Origin of the sequence: Gemmiger formicilis (genome assembly GCF_900167555.1) — a bacterium.
Taxonomy (GTDB): domain Bacteria; phylum Bacillota; class Clostridia; order Oscillospirales; family Ruminococcaceae; genus Gemmiger; species Gemmiger formicilis.
In genome coordinates, this window is sequence record NZ_FUYF01000008.1 from 91,690 (window position 1) to 114,170 (window position 22,481).

At 63.0% G+C, this 22,481-nt stretch carries 18 protein-coding genes; 10 read left to right on the forward strand and 8 right to left on the reverse strand.

Going from position 1 to position 22,481, the window contains the following annotated elements:
- Nucleotides 1–52 precede the first annotated feature (52 nt).
- The 4 genes from B5D32_RS08530 to B5D32_RS08545 all read right to left on the reverse strand — a co-directional run bounded on the left by B5D32_RS08530 (nt 53) and on the right by B5D32_RS08545 (nt 2,458).
- The gene (locus tag B5D32_RS08530; protein WP_078784634.1) at nt 53–655 is read right to left on the reverse strand and encodes a hydrolase; all 603 of its coding nucleotides are present in this window, start codon (nt 653–655) and stop codon (nt 53–55) included.
- A 7-nt stretch (nt 656–662) separates the two neighbouring features.
- Nucleotides 663–884, reverse strand: coding sequence for a YdbC family protein (locus B5D32_RS08535; protein WP_078784635.1), 222 nt, complete (start codon nt 882–884; stop codon nt 663–665).
- Nucleotides 885–962: 78 nt separating this feature from the next.
- Entirely contained in the window at nt 963–1,901 is a 939-nt protein-coding gene (locus B5D32_RS08540) for a class B sortase (RefSeq protein WP_078784636.1), read from the reverse strand.
- A gap of 218 nt (nt 1,902–2,119) precedes the next feature.
- The gene (locus tag B5D32_RS08545; protein ID WP_078784637.1) at nt 2,120–2,458 is read right to left on the reverse strand and encodes a hypothetical protein; all 339 of its coding nucleotides are present in this window, start codon (nt 2,456–2,458) and stop codon (nt 2,120–2,122) included.
- Nucleotides 2,459–3,095: 637 nt separating this feature from the next.
- Here B5D32_RS08545 and rfbA point away from each other — a divergent pair.
- From rfbA to B5D32_RS08595, 10 genes are all read left to right on the forward strand, one after another.
- Nucleotides 3,096–3,980 (forward strand): glucose-1-phosphate thymidylyltransferase RfbA, encoded by an 885-nt coding sequence (rfbA, locus tag B5D32_RS08550; RefSeq protein WP_078784638.1) that lies wholly within the window; start codon nt 3,096–3,098, stop codon nt 3,978–3,980.
- 18 nt (nt 3,981–3,998) lie between these two features.
- Entirely contained in the window at nt 3,999–4,904 is a 906-nt protein-coding gene (rfbD, locus tag B5D32_RS08555; protein WP_078784639.1) for a dTDP-4-dehydrorhamnose reductase, read from the forward strand.
- A gap of 3 nt (nt 4,905–4,907) precedes the next feature.
- Nucleotides 4,908–5,972 carry a dTDP-glucose 4,6-dehydratase gene (rfbB, locus tag B5D32_RS08560; protein ID WP_078784640.1) on the forward strand — a complete coding sequence of 355 codons (1,065 nt, stop codon included), beginning with the start codon at nt 4,908–4,910 and terminating at the stop codon, nt 5,970–5,972.
- A gap of 243 nt (nt 5,973–6,215) precedes the next feature.
- On the forward strand, nt 6,216–7,094 hold the full coding sequence (locus B5D32_RS08565; RefSeq protein ID WP_078784641.1) for a hypothetical protein: 879 nt from the start codon (nt 6,216–6,218) through the stop codon (nt 7,092–7,094).
- Between the two features lie 245 nt (nt 7,095–7,339).
- Complete coding sequence (locus B5D32_RS08570; protein WP_078784642.1) at nt 7,340–7,819, forward strand: Lrp/AsnC family transcriptional regulator; 480 nt, start codon at nt 7,340–7,342, stop codon at nt 7,817–7,819.
- Nucleotides 7,819–8,997, forward strand: a complete 1,179-nt coding sequence (locus B5D32_RS08575; RefSeq protein WP_078784643.1) for a pyridoxal phosphate-dependent aminotransferase — start codon at nt 7,819–7,821, stop codon at nt 8,995–8,997. The genes B5D32_RS08570 and B5D32_RS08575 overlap by 1 nt, the downstream gene beginning before the upstream one ends.
- A 17-nt stretch (nt 8,998–9,014) precedes the next feature.
- Nucleotides 9,015–9,911 carry a 4-(cytidine 5'-diphospho)-2-C-methyl-D-erythritol kinase gene (ispE, locus tag B5D32_RS08580; RefSeq protein WP_078784644.1) on the forward strand — a complete coding sequence of 299 codons (897 nt, stop codon included), beginning with the start codon at nt 9,015–9,017 and terminating at the stop codon, nt 9,909–9,911.
- 53 nt (nt 9,912–9,964) lie between these two features.
- The gene (locus tag B5D32_RS08585; RefSeq protein WP_078784645.1) at nt 9,965–10,558 is read left to right on the forward strand and encodes a stage II sporulation protein R; all 594 of its coding nucleotides are present in this window, start codon (nt 9,965–9,967) and stop codon (nt 10,556–10,558) included.
- Nucleotides 10,559–10,783: 225 nt separating this feature from the next.
- Complete coding sequence (locus B5D32_RS08590; RefSeq protein ID WP_159447016.1) at nt 10,784–14,113, forward strand: PD-(D/E)XK nuclease family protein; 3,330 nt, start codon at nt 10,784–10,786, stop codon at nt 14,111–14,113.
- An 85-nt stretch (nt 14,114–14,198) separates the two neighbouring features.
- Nucleotides 14,199–17,687 (forward strand): UvrD-helicase domain-containing protein, encoded by a 3,489-nt coding sequence (locus tag B5D32_RS08595; RefSeq protein ID WP_159447017.1) that lies wholly within the window; start codon nt 14,199–14,201, stop codon nt 17,685–17,687.
- A 225-nt stretch (nt 17,688–17,912) separates the two neighbouring features.
- Here the strand turns inward: B5D32_RS08595 and B5D32_RS08600 are convergent, their stop codons facing one another.
- From B5D32_RS08600 to B5D32_RS08615, 4 genes are all read right to left on the reverse strand, one after another.
- Nucleotides 17,913–18,653, reverse strand: coding sequence for an amino acid ABC transporter ATP-binding protein (locus B5D32_RS08600; RefSeq protein ID WP_078784648.1), 741 nt, complete (start codon nt 18,651–18,653; stop codon nt 17,913–17,915).
- Nucleotides 18,646–19,470: an amino acid ABC transporter permease gene (locus B5D32_RS08605; RefSeq protein ID WP_078784649.1), complete on the reverse strand. Its 825-nt coding sequence runs from the start codon at nt 19,468–19,470 to the stop codon at nt 18,646–18,648. Before B5D32_RS08605 ends, B5D32_RS08600 begins: the two co-directional genes overlap by 8 nt.
- A gap of 80 nt (nt 19,471–19,550) precedes the next feature.
- Nucleotides 19,551–20,477: a transporter substrate-binding domain-containing protein gene (locus B5D32_RS08610; protein WP_078784650.1), complete on the reverse strand. Its 927-nt coding sequence runs from the start codon at nt 20,475–20,477 to the stop codon at nt 19,551–19,553.
- A gap of 178 nt (nt 20,478–20,655) precedes the next feature.
- Nucleotides 20,656–22,386, reverse strand: a complete 1,731-nt coding sequence (locus B5D32_RS08615) for a carbon starvation CstA family protein (RefSeq protein ID WP_078784651.1) — start codon at nt 22,384–22,386, stop codon at nt 20,656–20,658.
- Between the last annotated feature and the right edge of the window lie 95 nt (nt 22,387–22,481).

The window sequence follows — 22,481 nt, forward strand, 5'->3', positions numbered from 1 at the left end:
AAAGCGCTGCCGCACGGAAGAACTTTCCGTGCGGCAGCGCTTATTTTGTTGGTTATTTGCTTTTCGGGTGGCCGTTCTCGACCTCGCTTGTGCCCTGCTCCATCAGATAGGTGGCGGTAAGGTCGGCGATATGCAGCTTGACGGCGAGGGGATAGGTGTTGTAGGCGTCGCTGACGGCAAAGCTGCCGCCGCGCACGGCATCGTCAAAGCCGCCCATGTGCCAGCGAATGGCGATGGCCTCGGCGGTTTTCAGCCGCATGAAATGCTCAATTAAATACACGCTTTTCTCGCCGTGGCCGTAGGGCAGCTGGTCAGCCACCTGATAAAATGGGACCTTCTCCCACTGGCCGGTAACGTCGTTCTTGACGTTGCGGGTGCCGACCTTGTAAAAGTTCGCCTTGCACAGGTCGTGCAGCAGGCCGCAGATGGCGTAGCTCTCGGCGCTTTCACCCTCGGTGAAAAAATGCTGCATCATCGCATTGTAGACGTTGATGCTGTGCATGACCAGGCCGCACTCGCACGCGCCGTGAAAGCGGGTGGACGCGGGCGCAGTGAAAAAATCCGTCGTTTCCAGCCAGTTCAGCAGGCGGTCAGCGCCGGGGCGGGTGATGTTTTTGTTGTAGATCTCCACAAATTCGGCGTGATAGTCCTGCATACGAACCTCACAGCTCCATGTCGTCCAGAATGCCCTTCAGGGTCTTCAGCTCCTCCTCGGTCAGGCTGATGCCCTTGGCCATGCGGCTGCCGTCGGGGGACCAGTCGCGGATGTCGTACTTCGGCGGGTTGCCGTTCCAGCTGACCATGTTCAGCTGGCGCTCCCAGCCGCGGGCGTTGGTGGAAAGAACGGCGATGCGTTCGGTAACTTCATAGGTGAATTCTGCCATGATTACAGACTCCTTTTATCAATAATACTGGGTCAAGCAACATCATAGCCGATTCTGCCGGAAAATGCAAGAGCAAAATCAATCGATCCGCACGGCCAGCAGGGCAAAGCGGGCGTCGGTGTCGGGGTGGGTGTCGCCGCAGGTCGAGAGCGTCAGCAGCTGCGCGCCGTACTCCGGCATGACGCCGGTGTCATACAGTGCCTTTTCGGTGATGGCCCTGACGCGGTGCTGCCAGTCCAGCTTGGTGTCGGCGTCAAAAAAGGTGTAGTAGGGCAGCGCGTCCGCGCCGAGCGTGGTATCCACCGCGGCCACGACCTGCCAGGTGCCGCCCTCGTACAGTGTGTCAAACGTGAAGGTCGGGTGGGCTTTGTAAAAATCTTCGTCCCGGTAGCGCACGAGCTGGCCGAACATCGAACCATCGTGCATATTGTGGCCGTAGATCAGCCAGTTAGCCGTCGGCGCGTCGGCGCTGACCGAGCAGCGCTCATCCAGAAACAGCGTGCCGCCCACGGCGTAAAAGCGGTCAAAGCCGCGGCGCAGGTAGTATTCGTTGTCGCCGGGCGTCTGCACGACGGGCAGGTCGATGTCCGTCCCGTCGATGCGCAGCCAGCCGATGAGGTCGGGGTTTTTCTCGTAGAGTGCCCGGTACCGGGGCAGAATTTTGCCTGCGGCTGCGGCAGGGACTGCTGCTGTCTCGGGCGTGGTGTGGGCGCTTGCGTCGGCGCGCTGGGTGTCGGCCAGGGCGTCCCGCGTCGCGGCCAGCGGCTGCACAGTCACATGGGTGGGGGCGGGCAGGGGCGTGACCGCCGGGACGGTGGGCACCGCCGCGGGGGCGTCCGGCTGCCCGCCGCGGAAAACCGTCTGCCGCACCAGCAGCACGGCGGCCAGGGCCAGCGCCGCCAGGCCCGCACCGCGCAGCACCCGCACATGGCGGCGCTGGCGCGCGCGCAGCCCCGTGCGGGCTGCAAAGGGGTAATAGGCGGTATCCCCGCGCAGCTTGCGGTAGCGCTTGGGCATGGCGGCGGCTCCTTTCGTAGCTTCCTGGCCCCCTCTGGGAGGGGGCTCCGCCCGCAGGCGGTGGGGGAGAGAACCTTGTCACGGCCCGAAATGCTTCGGGCTGCCGCAAGGCTCTCTCCCTCCGGCCCTGCGGGGCCACCTCCCTCCCAGAGGGAGGCAAGGGGGCGGACAACTTCTTTATTTAAAAACAAAAAAACGCCCCGCAGGGCGTTCACAGCTCAAATTTTGCGCAGCATCAAAAGACCGGCAGAGCAGATCAAAATCAGCCCGACGACACCGGCCAGATACATAACGGGGAAATCGCCCGTGGCCGGGGTCTCGGCAGGGGCAGGAGCCGCGGTGGCGCTGGGCGTCGCGCTGCTCTGCGCGGTTACGACCTCGACCTTGGCGGCGGTCTCATTCACCTTGACGGTGGAGTCGGACTTCTGGGTGCGGGAGGTGGAGCTGGTGGGGGTGGCCGTGGCCTGTGCTGCGGCAGAGGATGTATTCAGCGCGCCGCAGGCAGCCAGCAGCGCGACGACGACCACAAAAAAGGCCGCACAAAAAAAGCGCTTCATCGAGAAAACGCCTCCTTAATTTCAGCTTTTCATCTGTATGGAAAACGATGCAGTAACGTGCCATCGTGATTTGTTCTTTTTGTATTGTAGCACAGCGCAGGGGGTTCGTCAAGCTATTGCAAAGAAATAGTAACAAAATGGCAACAATTTGGGCACGCAAAAAGGCTTCTCCCTCGGGAGAAGCTGCCCGCGGAGCGGGCTGATGAGGGCAAAGTCTGCCAACGCTGCCCGCTCACGGGAGCTTGCGGGAAGTCCGCCCTCATCCGACCCCTGCGGGGCCGCCTTCCCCCGAAGGGGAAGGCTCAGACTGTCGAAAAAGGTGCGCTTACCCCTTGGCCCCCTCTGAGAGGGGGCTCCCGCCGCAGCGGGTGGGGGAGAGAACTGTACGGCAACCCGAAATATTTCGGGCTATGGCAAGGTTCTCTCCCTCCGCCCCTACGGGGCACCTCCCTCGCAGAGGGAGGTTTTTCGACACGCTGCGCCTTCCCCCGAAGAAGAAGGCTTAAACCGCTCTATTTCCCCTCTTGCGTGCGGCCCCGAAATGCGGTATAATACTCTTAATCGTATTGTGTGAGATTATGCCCCAATGGGATGGGCGGCGCGCACGGCACCGAGAATAAAAAAGGAGTTGTAAACGATGAAAGGTATTATCCTGGCCGGCGGCGCCGGCACCCGACTTTACCCGCTGACGATGGTCACATCCAAACAGCTGCTGCCCGTCTATGACAAGCCGATGATCTACTATCCGCTGTCTACCCTGATGCTGGCGGGCATTCAGGACATTTTGATCATCTCCACCCCCACCGACACCCCGCGCTTTGAGGCGCTGCTGGGTGACGGCAGCCAGTACGGCCTGCATCTGCAGTACAAGGTCCAGCCCAGCCCCGACGGCCTGGCCCAGGCGTTTATTCTGGGCGAGGAGTTCATTGGCGACGACTGCTGCGCCATGGTCCTGGGCGACAACATCTTCTACGGCGCGGGCTTCTCCAAGCGTCTGAAAAATGCCGCCGCCAACGCTGCCAATGGCCGCAGCACCGTCTTTGGCTACTACGTCAACGACCCCGAGCGTTTCGGCGTCGTCGCGTTTGACAAGGACGGCCACGCCACCGACATTGAGGAAAAGCCCGCCAACCCCAAGAGCAACTACGCGGTCACGGGCCTGTACTTCTACAACAGCGATGTTGTCAAAATGGCCAAGCAGGTCAAGCCCAGCGCCCGCGGAGAACTGGAGATCACGACGCTGAACCAGATGTATCTCGACCAGGGCAAGCTGGATGTCCAGCTGCTGGGCCGCGGCTACGCCTGGCTCGACACCGGCACGATGGACTCCCTCGTCGAGGCGGCTACCTTTGTGCAGACCGTCGAGCAGCGCCAGGGCATCAAGATTTCTGCCCCCGAGGAGATCGCCTACAAGTACGGCTGGATCACCAAGGAAAAGCTGCTGGAAAGTGCCGCCCGCTACGGAAAATCCCCCTACGGCCAGCATCTGAAGAATGTCGCCGACGACAAGCTGCAATACTGATAGAGTAGGGGAATACGCATGAAAATTCTGATTACCGGCTGCCGCGGGCAGCTGGGCACCGAGCTGCAGCACCAGCTTTCCGCGGAGGGCTGCGCCATCGGCCCGCTGCCCGAGCGCCTGCGCAAGGCCACCGTTATCCCGGTGGATGTCGATGAGCTGGACATCACGGACCGTGAGGCCACCATCAACTACATCCGCCGCCACCAGCCCGACACCGTCATCAACTGCGCCGCCTTCACGAACGTGGACGGCTGCGAAACCGCCCGCGACGCGGCCTTTAAGGTCAACGCCATCGGCCCGCGCAATCTGGCGCTGGCGTGTGAGAAGGTCAACGCGCGCCTGATCCACATTTCCACCGACTATGTGTTCCCCGGCACCGCCAACGGCGGCGTCGCACTGGACGAGTGCGCCGTGCCCGCGCCGATTTCGGCCTACGGCCAGACGAAGCTGCTGGGAGAACAGTATGTCGAGCGCTTCTGCCGTCGGCACTTCATTGTGCGCACGGCATGGCTCTACAGCAGCTACGGCAAAAACTTCGTCAAGACGATGATCCGTCTGGGCCGGACCCACGATAAGATCACCGTCGTCAATGACCAGCTGGGCAACCCGACGAATGCCGTTGACCTGGCCTACCACATTCTCAAGCTGGCTGTCAGCCACGATTACGGCATCTACCACTGCACCGGCAACGGCATTTGCAGCTGGTATGATTTTGCCTGTGCCATCATGCAGGGCGCAGGGCTTAGCTGCAAGGTCGAGCCTGTGACCAGCGCCGAGTATGCCGCCGCCAACCCCGCCAGCGCCAGCCGCCCGGCGTGGAGCGCACTGGAAAACCGGATGCTGCGCTGCACCGTCGGCGACGAGATGCGCGACTGGCAGGACGCCCTCAAGGACTTTTTTGCAAACTGGAATGGAGAACTTTAATATATGAAAACCTATCTTGTGACCGGCTGCGCCGGTTTCATCGGCTCGAACTTTGTCCACTACATGCTGGAAAAGTATGAGGACATCCGCCTTGTCAACCTCGACAAACTGACCTACGCCGGCAACCTCGAGAATCTGCAGGACATCGAGGACGATGCCCGCCACATCTTTGTACAGGGCGACATCTGCGACAAGGCACTTGTGACCGACCTGATCGCAAAGTACGACCCCGACTACGTCATTAACTTTGCGGCCGAGAGCCACGTGGACCGCAGCATCAAGAACCCCGAGATCTTCGTCGAGAGCAACGTGCTGGGCACGGTCAACCTGCTGCAGTGCTGCAAGGATGCCTGGTATGACGCCGCCGCCAAGACCTGGAAGGAAGGCAAAAAATACCTGCAGGTTTCCACCGACGAGGTCTACGGCGCACTGGGCGCCGAGGGCTATTTCATGGAGACGACCCCGCTGTGCCCCCACAGCCCGTACTCTGCCTCCAAGGCCAGCGCCGATATGTTCGTCAAGGCGTTCCACGACACCTACGGCATGCCGATGAACATTACCCGCTGCTCCAACAACTACGGCCCCTACCAGTTCCCCGAGAAGCTGATCCCGCTGCTCATCAACAACGCCAAGCAGCACAAGACGCTGCCCGTCTACGGCGACGGTATGCAGATCCGCGACTGGCTGTATGTTATGGACCACTGCAAGGCCATTGACATGGTCGCCAATGGCGGCAAGGACGGCGAGGTCTACAACGTCGGCGGCCACAACGAGCGCCCGAACATCTTCATCGTCAAGACCGTCATTGCCCAGCTGCATGACCGCCTGAAGGACGAGGGCATCAGCGAGGAGCTGATCACCCACGTTGCAGACCGCCTCGGCCATGACCGCCGCTACGGTATCGACCCCACCAAGATCAAGGAGGATCTGGGCTGGTACCCCGAGACCCCGTTTGAGAAGGGCATCGTCCTGACCATCGACTGGTATCTGGCGCACCCCGACTGGATGGCTCACGTCACCAGCGGCGATTACCAGAAATATTACGAGCAGATGTATAAGAATAAGTAAGCACACGCAGCCTTCCCCCTTGCAGAGAATGTAGGGGCGAGCAGTGCTCGCCCGTGCCCGTTTGCGGCAGCGGAAACCTCCGCGGGCGGATATGGAATCCGCCCCTACGTGTAGGGGGCGATGCTCGTCATCGCCCCGGGAGCCTTGCGGCTGCCGCTCGGCCCCTCACCCGGCCCTGCGGGCCACCCTCCTCTCGGGGAGGGCTTTTTCACTCAATCCCCCAAAAGGAGCAACACATCCACAATGGCAAATTACAGAGAAGAACATATCCGCAATAACCGCCGTCTGGCACGGCAGGTCGTGGGCGCGGCGGCACTGCTGCTGGCACTCATCGGCCTGTTCACCGTGCTGGGCTGGATCGTCGGGCTTGTGCGCGCAGCGCTGGACGACACGGACCTGCGCAATGAGTACCGTGACCGCCTGTACGGTATGGTCATGCTGGACCCCGTCGCTTTTGACGACGTGAACAGCGTGGACGAGGGCATTTTCAAACAGGCCGCCATCTGGGGCACTGTCTATCAGGTGCAGAACAGCGGCGGCAGCCTGGACCAGTACGAGCGCGACCCCGACACCGGCTCGGCCCTGATCCCGGCGCTGGAGATCGACACCTACATCTCCAACCTGCTCGGGCCGGACTACCAGGTGACGGAGGGCACGTTCAGCACGGCGGAGTTCGTCTACCAGTACGACGAAGAAAAGCAGGCCTATCTGGTGCCCGTCACCAGTTCGGTGGCGCTGTACACGCCGACGGTGGAAAAGATCACCAAGAAGGACGGCCAGCGCATCGTGACCGTCGGCTATGTGCCGACGTCGTCGAACAACGCCACCGGTGAGCTGTCCCTGACCGCGCCCACTGAGCCGACGAAGTATATGGACTATGTCTTTACCCGCGGCGAGAACCGCCAGTGGTACCTGACCGCCCTGCGCGACAGCAATATGCAGGTTGAGGTCACGCCGATCCCCGCTCCGACGGATGCCGTTGTGGATAACATGCAGAACGAGGAAATGGGCACGTCGGATGCCGCGAGCACCGAGCCAGCGCCCGTCCCCGAGGAAGGCGCTGAGGCCGCCCCGGATGCCGAAAACCTCGACGATACCGGCGACGCCCCGGCAGAGGGGTAACCCTGAATTTGAAAAGTGCCCGCTTGTGCCATGCGCATGAGCGGGCGCTTTTTTTGCGGCAATGTTGTAGGGGCCGGGCATGCCCGGCCCGCGGCCATCCCATAAGAGGTCATCTATGGCAAGGTTGCGGGCCGCACATGTGCGGCCCCTACAGCTCGACTGCAAAAATCCGCCGGACACTAGTGCAATCCGCTGCGGAATATGGTATAATACATCTATATATACTTGAGTGAGGTGTACCTACTATGGAAGAACTGCTTCGCATTCTGGAAAAGAACGCCCGTATGCCGATTGAGGACATCGCGGCGATGTTGGATAAAACGCCTGAAGAAATCGCCGCCATGATGGATGAGGCCGCCGCAAAGGGCTATATCCGCGGCTATGAGACGCTTGTGGACTGGGAACAGGCAGGTGTCAACCTCGTCGAGGCTGTCATTGAGCTGCGCGTGACCCCCCATAAGGCCCGCGGCTTTGACGACATCGGCATGACGATTGCTCAGTTTGATGAGGTCGACACCGTGCTGCTGATGAGCGGCAGCTATGATTTGCAGGTCATCATCAAGGGCCGCAGCTTCCAGGAAATCGCCATCTTCGTGGCCAAGCGCCTTTCCCCGCTGGACGACGTGCTCTCCACCGCGACCAGCTTTGTGCTGCGCCCCTACAAGCGCGGCGGCCGCCTGTACCTGGCCGAAGAACCCGATGAAAGAGAGTGTACCGTCCTGTGATGAACTACGATGAGCTGCTTGCCCCTGCCGCCAAGGCTATGCGCCCGTCCGGCATCCGCAAGTTCTTTGATCTGGCAGCCGATATGCCCCACTGCATCTCGCTGGGCGTCGGGGAGCCGGACTTTAAAACGCCGTGGAGCGTCCGCGACGCGGGCATCCGCAGCCTGGAGCTGGGCCGCACCAAGTATACGGCCAACTCCGGCTTAAAGGAGCTGCGCGGCGAGATCTGCAATTACTTACAGCGCCGCTTTGATTTGCACTATAAAGAGGAAAACGTCCTGGTCACCGTCGGCGGCAGCGAGGCCATCGACCTGACCATCCGTGCGGTGGTCCAGCCCGGGGATGAGGTCATCATCCCGGAGCCGTGCTTTGTCTGCTATGAGCCGATCACCCAGCTGACCGGCGGCGTGCCCGTGCATATTGCCACCCGCGCCGAGGATCAGTTCCGCCTGACCGCCGACCAGCTGCGCGCGGCCATCACGCCCAGGACGAAGCTGCTGATCTTCCCGTATCCCAACAACCCCACGGGCGCAGTCATGAGTGCCGCCGAGATGGAGGAGATCGCCGCCGTCCTGCGCGAGACGAATGTGCTGGTGCTGTCCGATGAAATTTACTCCGAGCTGACCTACGGCCTGGACCGCCACGTTTCGATTGCGTCGCTGCCCGGCATGGCGGAGCGCACGATTGTGGTCAACGGCTTCTCCAAGTCCTACGCCATGACCGGCTGGCGGCTCGGCTACGCCGCCGGTCCGGCACCGCTTGTCAAAGTCATGACGAAGATCCACCAGAGCTGCATCATGTCCGCGCCGACCACGAGCCAGTACGCGGCCATCACGGCGCTGCGCCAGTGCGACGACCAGATCGAGATGATGCGCGACGAGTACAACCGCCGCCGCCGCTACGTCGTCAAGGCGCTGAACGAGATGGGCCTGACCTGCTTTGAGCCGCGGGGCGCATTCTACGTGTTCCCGTCTATCCAGATCAGCGGCCTGACCAGCAGCGAGTTCTGCGAGCAGCTGCTGCGGGAAAAGGAGGTCGCCATCATCCCCGGCTCGGCGTTCGGTGCCTCCGGCGAGGGCTATGCCCGCATCAGCTACGCCTACAGCGTAGACCATTTGCAGACCGCGATGAAGCGCATCCGCGAATTTTTGACCGAACACGGCTGGATAAAGAAGTAAAAACAGGAGTGACCCCTATGCAATACCGCTCGGTAACGGTGCTGGCCCCGGCCAAGCTGAACCTGTCGCTGGACGTTGTGGGCACGCTGCCCAACGGCTACCATGATTTGGATATGGTCATGCAGACGATTGATCTGTATGAAAAAATCACGCTGCGCCGCAGCAATGATCTGTCCCTGACGTTGCCCGGCAGCTTTGTGCCGGTCAACGACAAGAACACCGCCGTCAAGGCGGCGCTGGCCTTTTTTGACTACACGGGCCTGCTGGCCGGTGTGGATATGACGATTTACAAGCGCGTGCCGGTCCGCGCGGGCATGGCGGGCGGCAGTGCCGACGCCGCCGGCGTGCTCGTCGGCCTGAATGAGTTGTACGGTGCGCACCTGTCCATGAGCGAACTGTGTGCCATCGGTGCGGGCATCGGCGCGGATGTGCCGTTTGCACTGCTGGGCGGCACCTGCCGCGTGCGCGGCGTGGGCGACCTGATGAAGGCCCTGCCGCCCTGCCCGGACTGCCGGTTCGTGGTGGCGATGCCCAGCGTCGGTGTCTCGACGCCTGAGGCGTTCGCCCGGTATGACACGATGGGCAGCCCTGTCCACCCCGACTGCGAGGCGCAGGAGCAGGCCATCCGCGACTGCAATTTGGCCGGGGTCTGCGCCGCGGGCGGCAACGCGCTGGAGCACTGCTCTGGTGCGGTGGAGACGCCCGCTATCTGCAAGACGCTGCGGGAGCATGGGGCCGTCATGGCCCAGATGACCGGCAGCGGCGCGGCGGTGTTCGGCATTTTTGACGACGAGAACGCCGCCCGCAGCGCTGTAGCCGCCTTGAAAAACGGCTACAAGCAGGTCTATCTCTGCAAGCCGACCCACGGCGGCCCCCGCGTGACGCTCCGCCGCCTGTTTGGGGCAAAAAAATAATGCTTAGAGTTTCCCCTTTCATCCCATACTCCGGTTGAAAGGGGAAATGTGTTATGACGAGCCATACCCGCCGTGTGCTGGAGCTGGGCGTTGGCCTGGGGCTGGCGCTGACGCTTGTACTTACCGCGCTGGCCGACTGGCACCAGCGCACCGCCGCCCGGGTGCGGGCTGATACGATCCGGCTGCATATCCTGGCCAACAGCGATACCTGGGACGACCAGCTGCTGAAATTGCAGGTGCGGGACGCCGTGCTGGCGGCCATCCCGGAAGCAGTGACCCGGGCCGACACCCCGCAGCAGGCCGCGGCGGCGCTGCAAACCGCTTTGCCCGCGCTGCAAAACGCCGCGGACAATGCCCTGCACCGCGCCCACAGTGCCCAGCCCGCCCGCCTGCGGCTGGAGCGGTTTGCCTTTGCTGCCCGGGATTACGGCGGCTTTGCCCTGCCCGGCGGGGAGTACACCGCCCTGCGCATTGAACTGGGCGCTGCCCGGGGCCGCAACTGGTTCTGCGTCCTCTACCCGGCTCTCTGCCTCTCCGGCGCACAGTCTGACTACCCCACGAAAGCGGAAAACGCGCTGGTGTTTGGAAGATATGAGGTGCGATGGGCGGTGAAAGACGCCGTTATGCAAATAATAAATAAAAAATAATAAATAATAAATGCGGTGGATCGCGGCGCTGCGCACCGCTCAAAAAAATAGCCGTAGGGGCGCATTCTATATGCGCCCGCAAGGTGTATCGCGCCGGGAACGCCCCGGGCGGATATGGAATCCGCCCCTACATTTTGTTTTTGCCGCAGGCAAAAGCGCCACCTTCTTTATTATTTCTTATTTATTATTTTTTATTTAAAAACGCCTTTTAAAAAGGAAACTACCATGCTGAATTTTATCCTCGGCCCCTCCGGGTCCGGTAAATCCTATCAAATGCTGGCAGAGCTGCGCACCCGCGCGGAGCGGGGAGAGCGCAGCATCCTGATCGTGCCGGAGCAGTTCACCTCCTCCACGGAAGGCGTGCTCTACCGCACGCTCGGCGACAGCCTGTCCGCCTATGTGGATAGCTACTCCTTCACCTCACTGTCGGAGGCGCTGCTGCGCCGCTACGGCGGGGCGGCGGTGCCGACGCTGACCGAGGCGGGCCGCGCGCTGCTGCTGCGCCGCGCGGCGGACTCGCTGCTGGACAAGGTCGTCTACTACAGCCGCCAGCGCCGCAGCGCGGCCTTCTGCGAGAAGGCCGCCCAGACGATCAGCGAGCTGAAAAGCGCCGGTGTCACGCCGGAAACGCTGGCGGAATACGCCAAAACGCCCGGTGCGGACCGCGAAAAGCTCGACGAGCTGGCACTCATTTACAACGCCTACGAGGGGCTGCTGGCCCAGAGCGCCATGGACCCGGGGGACCGCCAGCAGCGCGCGGCGGAGCGGCTGGACGCGGAATTCTTCGCGGGCCGGGCCGTTTTCATCGACGAGTTCGACACCTTCAACGCGCCCAAGCGTGCCCTGCTGGCGGCCATGCTGCCGGTGGCTGACGTGACGGTCTGCCTGTGCTGCGACGGTGAGCAGGATTCAGACGGCGGCATGGGGCTGTTCAGCGGCGCGAAGCATGTCATCCACACGTTAAAGCGGATGGCGAACGATGCGAACATCCCCACCCACACCGAGGTCCTGACCGCGGACCGACGCCACGCCGGCGCCCCCGCGCTGGCCGAGCTGAACCTGCTGCTGGCCGACCCGGCCTACACGCCGGAGCTTACCGTTGACCCCGCGCACCCGGCCATCACCTACCACGCCGCGGCGTCCCGTCAGGCCGAGGCCAAGGCCGTCGCCGCCGAGATCGCCGCCCGCGCACGGCAGGGCACGCCCTACAGCCGCATGGCGGTCATCTGCCGCAATGCCGACCAGTACTTAGCGCCGCTGCGGTATGAGTTCCGCCTGCAGAACATCCCGCTTTTCTGCGACGAGGCAACCAGCCCCGAGAATACCGCCCCGGCCCGTGCCGTGCACGCCGCGCTGGATCTGCTGCGCGGTGTGTCAAGCCGCAGCGTGCTGCGTCTGCTGAAAACCGGCCTTGTTGACCTGCCTGACACCCAGCAGTGCGCACTGGAAAACTATGCCTACACCTGGCCACTGACCGCCGCCGACTGGCGCGGGACCTTCACCCGCAGCGCGGCGGGCTATGCCGGGCGCGACACAGAGCAGGATGTGCAGACGCTTGCCGACGCCGAGGCCGCCCGCGCGTTTTTGATGGAGCGCGTCGTCGCCTTTGTGAAAAAAGCCGCCGGTGCGCCCGCCGCCGCGCTGACAAAGCAGCTTTACCTGTTCTTGCAGTCCCTCGGGGCCGAGGACGCGCTGAACCGTCTGGCCGCCGCGCTGCGTGACCGGGGCCGTCTGCCCGACGCAGATGAGGTATTGCGGGAGTGGAACGTTGTCATGGGTCTGCTGGACCAGCTGGCGCGGCTGCTGGGGGATGAGGTCTTTGCCCCCGCGGACTACGCCGAGCTGTTCACGCTGCTGCTGCGCACGACGGATATGGGACACATACCGCAGAGCCTTGACAGCGTCATTGTGACTACGGCAGGCCGTATGCGCCTGCCCGAGACCGATGCCGTGTTTGTGGTGGGCCTTTTGGAGGGCGAGTTCCCACAGACGCCCGGCGACCAGGGGCTTTTGACCCACGCGGACCGCGACCTGATGATGGCGCAGGGAGCCGAGCTGCCAGACTGCTTTGCCAATAAAGTCCTGCGCGAAGGCATCTGCTTTTATAAGGCGCTGACCGTCGCACGGAAGTATCTCTGGTTGAGCTGGCCCACCGCCGCCCATGCCGGGGACACGGCCCCCGCCAGCGCCGCGCTGGCCCCGGTGCTGCAATATTTGCAGGTGCCGCCCTGTGCGCCCACCGCGGTGCAGCTGGCGGCGGCCCCCGCCGCCGCGCTGGATATGCTCGGCACGCTGACGCAGGACCCCGGGCAGGGTGCTGCCGGTGCCGCCGTCCGCGCCGTGCTGGACGAAAGCCCGAATCTGGCCCCCGGCTATGAGGCCGTCCGCCGCGCCGCCGACACCGCCGGTGCGGAGCAGCGCGTCGAGGACACCGCTGCGCTGGAAGCCCTGCTCGGCCCGGGGCTGCACATCAGCCCGACCCGGTTCGAAAAATACCAATACTGCCCGTTCGGCTACTTTTTGCAGTACATTTTAAAGGCCGCGCCGCGCCAGAAGGCCGAGCTGGCCCCCAACATCAGCGGCACGCTGACCCACTGGGTACTGGAAAACGCCCTGCGCCGCCAGGGTGAGGCGTTTAAGGACCTGACACCGGAGGAATTGGAGACGCTCGTCAACGATCTGGTGGACGAGTACACCGCAGCCAACCTGCCCGGCATGACACTGCGGATGGAGTACCTTGTCGGGCGCATCCGCCGCAATCTGGTGGGGCTGCTGGGGTTCATCCAGCGCGATTTGCGGCAGTCGGGCTTTCAGCCCGTCGCGTTTGAGCTGCGCATTGATGACCGTCCCGATGCCGACGACCCCGACGCGCCCCGCGTTGACCCGGTGGAGCTGGACGACGGCGCGGGCCATACCGTGCGCATCGTCGGCACGGTGGACCGCGTCGATGCCATGCCGCTGGAAAAGCTGGGCCGCACCTACCTGCGCGTCGTCGATTACAAGACCGGCGGCAAGGAGTTTAAGCTGAAGGAGGTCTACTGCGGCCTCGACTGCCAGATGCTTTTGTATCTTTTCACGCTGGAGCGCAACGCCAAGCGGCAGTTCCCGGGCGCGGCGGCGGCGGGCGTCGAATACCTGCTGGCCGACCCCGCGCCCAAGAGCGTGGACCGCAGCGAGCTGGGCGACGATGCCGACCCCGCCCCGACCTACCCGATGAACGGCCTGCTGCTGGACGAGGAGAGCATCTACCGCGCCATGGACACGAAGGGCACCGGCGAGTTTGTGCCGCTGTCCTTCAGTGCCAAGACCGGCAAGCCGCTGAACGCCAAAAGCACGCTGGCCGACACGGCCAAGCTGGGCCGCATCCGCGACCATCTGGACGGACTTCTCATCGATATGGCGAAGAATCTGTACAGCGGCCACATTGACGCCGAGCCGCTCTGCACCGGCGGCAGATCCCCCTGCACTTACTGTGAGTTCCGCTGCGCCTGCACCCACCGCGACGGTGAGCACGAGAGAACGATCAACATCAAGGATGACCCGTTTGCGGAATGAGAACGCCTTCCCCCTTGGGGGAAGGTGTCTGCGGCGACAGCTTCCCCCCGCAGGGGAAGCCTTTTCATATAAAGGAGACACCCCCATGCCCGAACAACCCAAAATTCAATTTACCCCGGCGCAGGCGGCGGCCATCTCCGCGCGGGGCGGCAGTCTGTTGGTCTCGGCGGCTGCCGGCTCCGGCAAGACCCGCGTACTGGTCGAGCGCGTCGTCGGGCTTATCACCGACCCGGTCCACCCGGTGGACGCGAGCCAGCTGCTCATTATGACCTTCACGAATGCCGCCGCGGCCAAGCTGCGCGCCGACATCACGACCCGCCTGGCGCAGGAGGTCCGCGCCCACCCCGGCGATCTGCATCTGCGCAGCCAGCAGCTGCTGTTGCAGCGTGCGTCCATCGGCACGGTGGATGCGTTCTGCCTGCATTTTGTGCAGCAGCACTTTGCGATGCTCGATGTACCGCCGGATTTTGAGACAGCGGACGAGGCCGATCTGGCCCGTATTGAGCAGGAGACGCTGGCCGCGACGCTGGAGACTGCCTATCAGGACCCTGACTTTCGCGCCTTTGCCGACCTGTATGACCGGGGCCGCACCGACAATACGGCGGGGGACGCGATCCTCGACCTCTACCACTTTACCCGCGCGCTGCCCCACCCGGCGGCATCGCTGGCGGCCTTTGCCGCAATGTGGCAGCAGGACGCCCCGCCGAAGGATACGCTCTGGGGCAAAGAACTGCTGGGCATTGCGCTGGCCCGTGCACAGGGTGCCAAAACGCTGCTGGAAAGCGGCGCAGCCATTGCGGCCCGCGACGAGGCTGCAGACCGGGCCTACACCGCCGTCATGCAGGACGACGCCGCGCGGGTGAAAAACCTCTGCTACTATCTAAAGGAAGGCGACTGGGACAAGAGCCTGGCCGCGCTGGACGCCGTCCTGACCGGCTGGCGGCGCGCGGGCAGCGTCAAGGGCGGCAAGGATGCCAACCAGTGTGCGTCCGCCGCGTCCCAGCTGCGGGACCGTGCCAAGGACCAGATGACGAGCCTGCAAAAGGACGTGCTGCTTTGCACGGCGGAGGAGTTCGCCGCAGACCGCCGCCGCGCCGCGCCGCTGGTGGCCGCGCTGGTGCGGGCGACCCAGGCGTTTGCCGACAGCTGCTTTGCGGCCAAGTGCGCCGAAAAGGTGCTGGACTACGCGGATTATGAGCACCTGACGCTTGACCTGCTGCTGACCGAGACCAACGAGCGCACACCGCTCTGCGCCACGGTCAGCGCACGGTACGCCGCCGTGCTGGTGGACGAGTACCAGGACACAAATGCACTGCAGGACGCGATTTATTTTGCACTGGCACGGCCCGAGGCCGACAATCTGTTCTTTGTCGGCGACATCAAGCAGAGCATCTACCGCTTCCGCCTGGCCGACCCCGGTATCTTTGTGGACAAGCAGCAGCGCTGGCAGCCCCACCCACAGCCCGCGCCGCTGCCGTCCACGCTGGCGCTGGACGCGAACTTCCGCAGTGCGCCCGGCGTCATTGCGGGCATCAACTATCTGTTTGAGACCTTCTTCTCCCGGGGACTGGGCGGCGTCGATTACGGCGACGGCCAGCGGCTTGTGGTGGGTGGCGATAAGGACGCGGCCTATCAGGGCATGTGCGAGATCGACGTCATCGACGGCGCAGACGTGGACGGCGACGCCGCCGTCATTGCCCGCCGCATTGCCGAGATGGTCGGGCAGGGCTTCCCCGTGCGCGGCAAGGACGGCCCGCGGCCCTGCCGGTACGATGACTTTTGCATTCTGCTGCGCGGGCGCAAGGGCTTTGCGGCCTACGAGGGTGCGCTGCGCACCGCGGGCATCCCGGTGTTTGCGGACTCCGCCACCGACCTGCTGGACGAGCCGCACATCCGCCCGTTTGCGGCGCTGCTGCGCGTCATCGACAACCCTGCGCAGGACATCCCGCTGGCGGCGGTGCTGTTAAGCCCGATGTTCCCCTACACGGCGGACGACCTTGTGGCGCTGCGCCGCGCCCGACCCACAGGCAGTTTGTACGGCGCGGTGCTCTACAGCGAGCCGCAGCGGTTTGCGCTGTTCACCGACGCCCTGACCGAGTACCGCCGTCTGGCCCGCACGCTGCCGGTGGACGAGCTGATCGAGGAGCTGCTGGCCCGCACCGGCTATCTGGCCGCAGTGGGCGCATTGCCCGACGGCCCGCGCTGCCGCGAGGACCTGTTGAGCTTTACGGCCTGGGCTGCCGGTGCAGGCCGGGCGGGCCTGCCGTCGCTCATCCGCGCCATGGACGCCGCCGCGGCCAACGGCGGTTTGAGCCAGAGCGCAGGCGGTCAGACCCGGCCCGGGTGCGTCTCAATCATGACGGTGCACCGCTCCAAAGGGCTGGAATTTCCCGTGGTGTTCGTGGCCGACACCGACCACAAATTCAACCAGAGCGACGCCATCCGCCCGGTGCTGACCCATAGCCGGCTGGGCGTCGGCGTCATGCTGCGCGCGCCCCGTGCGGCCAAGCGGTTCAAAACGCTGCCTTACGCGGCGCTGGCACAGGCCATCCGCACCGAGACATTGAGCGAGGAAATGCGCGTTTTGTATGTGGCGCTGACCCGCGCACAGGACGCTTTAATTATCACGGTGCCGCTGAAAAAGACGGCGTCCTCCCTCAAGCTCCCGGCGCTCTGCGCTGCCGCCGAGGCCACCGGCCCCGAGGCCATGCGCAGCATGACGAGCTGGGCGGGCTGGATCTTGACCGCGGCGCTGCTCCACCCGGACAGCAGCGCACTGTGGGAGTACACGAGCTTTCTGCCGCATTACGGGCTGCACCGCGCGCCGCTGGCCATCCGCGTGCTGCCTCTGCCGGAGGAGACCGAACAGCCGCCCGCACCGCCCGCCCCCGCGGCAGACCCGGCAGTGGTGGAAATGCTGAAGGCCAGCTTTGCCTGGCGCAGTCCGCGCGAGGCGCTGGAAAAGGTGCCCGCCAAGGTCAGCGTCAGCGCCGTGGCCCACGCGGCGCGGCCCGTAGCGCTGGAGCGCCCCGCGTTCTTGCAGAAAACCGGCATGACCGGGGCCGAGCGCGGCACAGCCATCCACGCCTTTATGCAGAGCGTGCCGTTTGACGGCCCCGCGCCCGATCTGGACGCCGAGGTCAGGCGGCAGACCGACTTGCAGCTGCTTGACCCTGCGCTGGCGGACAAGCTCGATTTGGACGCCGTGCGGCCCTTCTTTGCAAGTGCGGTCTGGCGGCACATTCGGCTGGCAAAGCAGATTTTGCGGGAGGAACCGTTCATCACGGCTCTGCCCGCCGCCGAGGTCACGCCCGCCGCAGGGCAGGGGAGTGCCGCCGCGGAGGAGGTGCTGGTGCAGGGCATTGCCGATCTGGTGCTGGTCTTTGACGAGCACGCGGAGATCCTTGACTACAAGACGGACCGCAGCCGCGACGCCCAATATTACATTGACGAGTACGCCGCGCAGTTAAGGCTCTACCGCCGCGCATTTGCCCAGCGGCTGGCCGTACCGGTGACAAAGCTGACGATCTACAGCTTTGCCATCGAGGATGAGATCGACGTGCCGCTGGCGTAAAAACGCGCCGTAGGGGCCGGGCATGCCCGGCCCCTACGGCAATACGGAAACTTTTCCACAACCGCAAACGGGCGCGGCGGCCTGAGGGCAGGCCGCCCTACGTCCTCCCACTTACGGAATTTGCAGGGAAAAATTCCTCCCTCCCTGACCGTATCCCAATATCACAAACAAAAAAGGTCGTGCCGACGATCCATCGTCAGCACGACCTTTCGTATTTATACCAATTTACGCCTGCCGGAACCGGCTCAGGAACTCCACGGTCTTTGCATTCTGCGGGTGCTCAAAAATGTCGGCGGGGGTGCCTTCCTCGCAGATGACGCCGTCGGCCATGTAGACGACGTGGCTCGAAACGTCGCGGGCAAAGGCCATCTCGTGGGTGACGACGATCATCGTCAGGCCCTCTTTGGCCAGCTGGCGCATGACGGCCAACACCTCACCGACCATCTGCGGGTCAAGGGCGGACGTCGGCTCGTCGAAAAGCAGCACCTCGGGCTGCATCGCCAGGGCGCGGGCAATCGCAACGCGCTGCTTCTGGCCACCGGAAAGCTGGCGCGGCTTGGCGTGGATGTAGGGGGCCATGCCGACCTTCTCCAGATTCTCGAGTGCGGTCTTTTTGGCGGTCTCTTTGTCCTGGTGCAGCACGTAGCGCAGGCCCGCGGTGCAGTTGTCCAGCACGGTCATGTTATTGAAAAGGTTGAAGCTCTGGAAAACCATGCCCACCTTGGCGCGGTAGGCGCAGGGGTCGCTCCCCTTGGCCGTGATGTCACTGCCGTGGAACAGCACCTTGCCGTTCGTGGGCGTCTCCAACAGATTGATGCAGCGCAGCAGCGTGGATTTACCGCTGCCGGACGCGCCGATGATGCAGGTCACGTCGCCCGCGTTGACGGTAAAGTCCACGTCACGCAAAACAACATGGGTGCCGAAGCTCTTGGAGAGGTGGCGCACCTCGATAACAGGCTCAGACATGGGCTGCGCCTCCCTTCATATCCAGATTCTGGGACTCATGGTTCGGGTCCGGGGCATTGTACATGCCGCTGGTGTAGGCCAGCGAGTCAGTCGTGTTCAGGTCGTAGTTCTGCGGGCCGTCCAGCGCTTTTTCCCACAGGCGCAGCAGGTAGCTGGCGAACAGCGTCATCGTCAGGTAGATGACCATGACGATGGCCGCACTCTCAAAGTAGGTGTACAGCGCACCGACAACGCTCTTGTGTACAAAGAACAGGTCGGTGATCGAGATAACGCTCAAAACAGACGTGTCCTTGATGTTGATGATGAAGTTGTTGCCGATCTGCGGGATGATGTTGCGCAGCGCCTGCGGCAGGATGACGTGCAGCATCGTCTGCCAGTGGTTCATGCCGATGGCCTTCGCGCCCTCGGTCTGGCCCGGGTCGATGGAGACAATGCCGCCGCGGACCGTTTCGGCCATGTACGCGCCGGTGTTGATGGACACGATGAAAAAGCCGGCCTGCCACATGCCCATCTTGATGCCGAACACCTGCAAAAGGCCGTAGTAGATGAACACGGCCTGCACGATCATGGGTGTGCCGCGGAACAGCTCCACATAGCAGCGCAGGAAGATGTGCAGGATCTTCAGCAGCACGCGCTTCCACACGGGGTCACGCTGCTTGTCAACGGGGATGGTCTGCAAAGCGCCCACCGCAAAGCCGATCAGGCAGCCGAAAAACGTGCCGACCAGCGCCAGCAGCAGGGTCGTGCCCGCGCCGCGCAGGTACGAGAAGCCGTACTTTTGCAGCACTGTGGCACAGTTTGCGAAAAAGTCTTGCATGAGATTCTCCTTTATGATTCCTCAGCTTCACCAACACCAAGGCCCCTGCCGCGCAAAACGGCAGGGGCAGGCGGGCAAAATTACTCGCTCAGGGGCTGTACGCTGATGGCTTCGTCCATCATGGTGTTGTAGTCGTCGGTGGTCATGGTGGCCAGCACCTCATTGATGGCGTCCTTCAGGGCGGTGTTGCCCTTCTTCATCGAGATGCCGATGTTGATGTCCTCGTCGCTGACCTGGAAGTCACCGTCGCCGCCGCCGAAGTCCAGCATGACCAGGTCGGGATAGGCGGTCAGAGCAGCCTGGCCGGTGGGGTGGTCGGTGACGACGATGTCGCACGCACCACTGTTCAGGGCTACCAGCATGGCGGGGGCCGTCTCCTGCGCGGGCAGGATGTTGGCGTTCTCGATCTGCGGCAGGCAGGTGTCATACCAGATGGTGCCCAGCTGGCTCGTGGCGGTGGCACCGGCCAGGTCAGCCACGCTTGCAGCATTGGCATAAGCGCTGTCCTTCTTCGTCAGGGTGACGATGGAGGCATAGTAGTACGGGTCGCTGAAATCGACCTGCGCGGCGCGCTCCGCCGTGATGGACTGACCGGCAATGACGCAGTCCACGTCGCCGCTCATGACGGCGGGGATCAGGCTGTCCCAGTCCAGCTTGACGATCTGGACCTTCTGGCCCAGCGCCTCGCCGATCTTCTTGGCCATCATGACGTCGTAGCCGTAGGCGTAGTCGCTGGAGCCGCGGATCTCAACAGCGCCGTTGGCATCATCGTTCTGGGTCCAGTTGTAGGGGGCGTAGGCGCACTCCATGGCAACGGTCAGAGTGGTGGGGTCGCCGTCGCCGTCCGGGGCGGCGGTGGTGTCAGCGGCGGCCTCGGTGCTCTCGGCTGCGGTGGAATCCGCAGCAGGGGAGGCGGCGGAAGCGGTGTCGGCGCCGGAGCCGCAGGCGGTCAGACCGGCGGCCATCACAGCGGCAAGGCTCAGGGCCAGCGTGTTCTTGAGTTTCATGGTTTGTGTTCTCCTTTATAAATTTCCCTCATATTCATGCAAAAAGCCCCGGTGTTCCACTGTGCGGATCACCGGGGCCAAATGCCTTATGACTGCCGAATGGTGCAGTGTAATGCCGCGCCATTGCGGCTGAATAAATATTACCTCAATACGGTATATTTGTCAAGTGCTGTTTGGATTAAACAGCAGCCTTTTCGCTGTTCTTTTCGCTGGCCTTGTAGCCCTTGACACTGTGGAACACAATGTTCAGGCCGAGGACGATCAGCAGGATCGCAAGGATCAGCTGCAGACCGTTGGCGATAAAGACAGCGCCCCAGGTGGTCTCACCGGCGGGGATGGCAGTGGCGGCAGCGGCAGAGATGGCCTTGACCATTGCAATCAGGCGCTGCACCAGAGCGGTGAAGGTGACGCAGAGCATGATGACCAGCGGCGGGAACAGCATCTTGTTGTTGCGGCCCGTGACCTTGAGGAAGACGCACAGGGTAGCCAGGACCAGAGCGCTGAGCAGCTGGTTGGCGGAACCGAACAGAGGCCAGATATTGGCATAGCCGATCTGGGTCAGCAGGAAGCCGAACGCCAGCGTGACAAAGGTGGAGAAGTAGACGTTGCAGAACAGCTTGCGCCAGCCCTCGGCGTGCTCCATGTCATCCACGCTGAACAGCTCCTGGAAGCTCATGCGGCCGATACGGGCCACGGCGTCCAGACTGGTCAGGGCCAGAGCGGAAACGCACATCGTCATAAAGACGGTAGCGATGGAAACGGGCACGCCGAACATCTCAAAGAAGCCTGCGACGCCGCGGCTGAAGATCTGGAACGGGGTACCGGCGGCGGGGGTGCCGTCCGCAGCAGCGGCAGCACCGGCAACGCAGAGGGCCAGGACAGCCAGCAGGCTCTCGAGCACCATGGCACCGTAGCCGACCTTCAGCATGTCCTTCTCGTTCTCAACGGTCTTGGAAGAAGTACCGGAGGAAACCAGGCTGTGGAAGCCGGAGACCGCACCGCAGGCAACCGTGACGAACAGGATGGGGAACATGGTGCCGAGCTTCTCATTGTTGAAGCCGGTGAAAACGGGCAGGTTCATGGTGGGGTGGGCGACCAGCAGACCGACAATCGCACCGGCGATCATAGCGCCGAACATGAAGGTGGTCATGTAGTCGCGGGGCTGTTTCAGCAGCCACATGGGCAGAACCGCCGCAAAGAAGATGTAGATGAAGGTGATGTAGCTCCAGGCAGCCTTGCCCAGGATGATGGGGCAGTTCATGCCGACCACGAAGGACAGCACGATAAAGGCGATGCCGACGACGGCCTCTTTCCAGCCGGAGAAGTTGAACTTCTTCTGGATCAGGCCGAAGATGACGGCGAACACCATGAACATGATGGAGACCATGCCTGCAGAGCCGTTGGTGAAGGCGGCCTCGACCTGTGCGCCGTCGGCGTCAAAGGCGTTGAAGGTGCCGGCAACCATGTCTGCAAAAGCAGCAATGACGATGCCGCAGAACAGCCAGCAGAACAGCAGGAACAGCTTGCGGCCCGTCTTGCCGATGTACTTCTCGATCAGCAGGCCCATGGACTTGCCGTCGTTCTTGACGGAGGCGTACAGCGCACCGAAGTCGGTGACAGCGCCGAAGAAAACGCCGCCGATCAGGACCCACAGCAGGACAGGCAGCCAGCCGAACGCGGCAGCCTGGATGGCACCGGTGACAGGGCCTGCACCTGCGATGGAGGAGAACTGGTGGGCGAACACCGTCCAGCCGTTGGTGGGAACGTAGTCTTTGCCATCCTCCAGCCGCACAGCAGGAGTCTTGGCGTTGGGGTCGACACCCCAGGTCTTGGCGAGCCAGCGGCCATATCCGGCGTACGCACATACCAGGACAACCGCGGCAATCAGAACGATTACAAGCGTATTCATTTTACATGAATCCCTCTTTCCTATTAAATTTTACAATCGCTTGTGCCTACTACTTTACCGCGATGTTCGTAATTTGTCAACGAAATGTTCACAAT